This is a genomic window from Allobosea sp. 05T439 (assembly GCF_056396005.1).
Map to the genome: position 1 here is coordinate 1 of NZ_JBFTKP010000103.1, position 2,453 is coordinate 2,453.

Sequence of the window (2,453 nt, forward strand, 5' to 3'; positions counted from 1 at the left end):
GTAGACCTTCGTGCCGTCGATGAAGCCCTTCTCGAACAGGCCGAGATATTTGTTCCGCTCGAGTTCGACCAGGCGCAGCTCCTCGACCTTGGCGACCTTGCGCGCCTCGAGGCCYTTSAYCTCCTCGCCGGACTGGACGATGCTGATCTCGAGCTGTTCCTTGCGGCTTTCGCGGTTGGTGCGGTTGCCGTCGAACAACCGSGTCTCGCCCTGGATGATCTGRYYSGCCTCGTCGAAGACCTTGGCGAGCTCGGCCGGGAAGGTGATCGCGGCGAGGTTGTCRCGCTCGGCGATCAGGCGGGCCTTGCGGCCGAGATTTTCGCCGAGCTGCGAGCGGATGATCGAGAGCTCGGCCTTGGTCTGGACATCGTCGAGCCAGAACAGGGTCTGGCCAGCCTCGACCCGGTCGCCCTGKCGCACCCCGATCGCCTGGACGATGCCGCCGTCGCGGTGCTGCACCTCCTTGAGGTTCTGGTCGACCTTGACCGAGCCCTGGGCGATCACGGCGCCGTTGAGATGGGCGCTGGCGGCCCAGCCGCCGCAGCCGACGACCAAGAGCAGGGCGAGCGCCGTACCGGCGAGCATATGCCGGCCGAGCCCGAAATTCGGCTCGCGCCCTTCCCTGGCGTCCCCACCGGACTGCGATGCGACACTGCTCTTGATCATGCTCATCTCTCCCGTCAGACGGCCCGGAATGCGAGGCGCTGCGGCCCCGCCCCCTCGCCGGGATCAGTAGTAATAAAGCCTGTGACTGCCCTGGATCTCGATCGAGTAGTCCTTCTCGTCATTCTGCTCGAGATAGACATCGACATAGGTGCGGTCGTCGTCACCGATCTTCTCGATGCGGAAGCGGAATGGCCGACCGGAATCGTCGCCCTCGTCGCCATAGGTGCGATCGAAGGCATCGTCGTCGGAACCGCTTCCGCCGTCGTCATCATCGTCATCATCATCGTGCTTGCGGATCTGGTACTGCTTGATGCGGATGCGGTCGCCGGCCTCGAGGTCGAGGATCTGGTGGATCAGGTCGCGATCGTCCTCATCATAGGGCACGTCGAAGGAGAAGGTGTCGTCGCCCGCCCCGCCGGTCAGCGTCACCACATCAGTGCCGATGGTGAAGTGGTCATTGCCGCTGCCGCCGATCACCGCCTCGATGCTGGAGAACCCGTCCTCGCCGATCTCGACGCTGACCGCCTTGCCCTCGACCAGGTTGATGTCGATGCTCTGCGTTGCCCGGGAGTAATCCAGCGTGTCGCAACCGCTGCCGCCATCATAGCAATCGGCCGCAGCATCGAGCGTACCGATGATCACGTCGTCGCCAGACCCGGCCTCAACCCGGTCCCTGCCCCCACCGCCATCGAGCGTATCGGCACCGCTACCTCCCTCGATCCGGTCGTTGCCGGCACCGCCCTGGATCACGTCATTGCCGGTCCCACCGAACAGGCAGTCATTGCCGGTGCCGCCATCAATGACGTCATTGCCATCATTGCCCTCGATCCGGTCGTCGCCCGCTCCGCCGAAGAGCCGGTCATGGCCGGCATCGCCCTCAACCCTGTCGTCTCCGTCTCCGCCGAAGACGATGTCGTCGCCGTCGCCGCCCTCCACCTCGTCATCGCCGTCACCGGCGTCGAGCAAGTCATTGCCGCTGCCACCAAAGAGCCTGTCCTTGCCGCAGCCGCCGGCGAGGTGATCGTCGCCCTCCCCGCCATCGAGTACATCGTCGCCGTCATCGCCGGAGAGCGTATCGTTGCCGGATTCGCCGAAGAGCCGGTCGTTGCCGCCGCCGCCCGCCGCGACGTCGTCCCCCCCACCGAGACGGGCCGTGTCCTGGCCGCAGCCGAACTCGACGATGTCGACGTGGGCGCCACCGATGACGACATTGTTGCCATTGCCGGTGCGGACGGTGTTGTTGCCGTCGCCGGTCAAGACAACGTTGTTGCCCTCACCGGCATCGATCCAGTCGTCCCCCTCACCGCCGTCGATGAAATCGTCACCATCGCCGCCATAGAGCCGATCATTGCCCTTACCGCCGATGATGATGTCGTTGCCGTTGCCGCCGAAGATGATGTCGTCGCCATCCTCGCCGAAGAGCTGGTCGTCGCCGTCATCGCCATAGATCGTGTCGTTGCCCTCGCCGCCATAGACGATGTCGTTGCCGCGGCCGGCATAGATCAGGTCATGGCCGGCGCCGCCGCGGATGAAGTCGTTGCCGGCGCCGCCATGCAGGATGTCGGAGCCGCCGCGGCCATCGATCACGTCATTGCCGTCGCGCCCGTCGATCAGGTCGGCGCATTCCGTCCCGGTCAGGCTGTCATCGCCGGCCGTGCCGTTGATCTCGGTGAACTCGACGACCCTGAAGAGCGCGGTCTGGGCGACCGCGACGGTCTCGTCGCTGACCTCGTAGCTCAGCGTCACCGGGCCAAAATAGCCGGGCGCCGGGGTGAACTCCCAGCCAC

The 2,453-nt window shown here is 65.5% G+C and carries 1 protein-coding gene and 1 pseudogene; both read right to left on the reverse strand.

Going from position 1 to position 2,453, the window contains the following annotated elements; translation table 11 throughout:
* Positions 1–666 (reverse strand): annotated as a pseudogene (locus AC1DIO_RS35145) (HlyD family type I secretion periplasmic adaptor subunit); the annotation flags it as partial.
* Between the two features lie 63 nt (positions 667–729).
* A partial coding sequence (locus AC1DIO_RS35150) for a calcium-binding protein (protein ID WP_476854932.1) occupies positions 730–2,453 on the reverse strand: 1,724 nt, incomplete at its 5' end.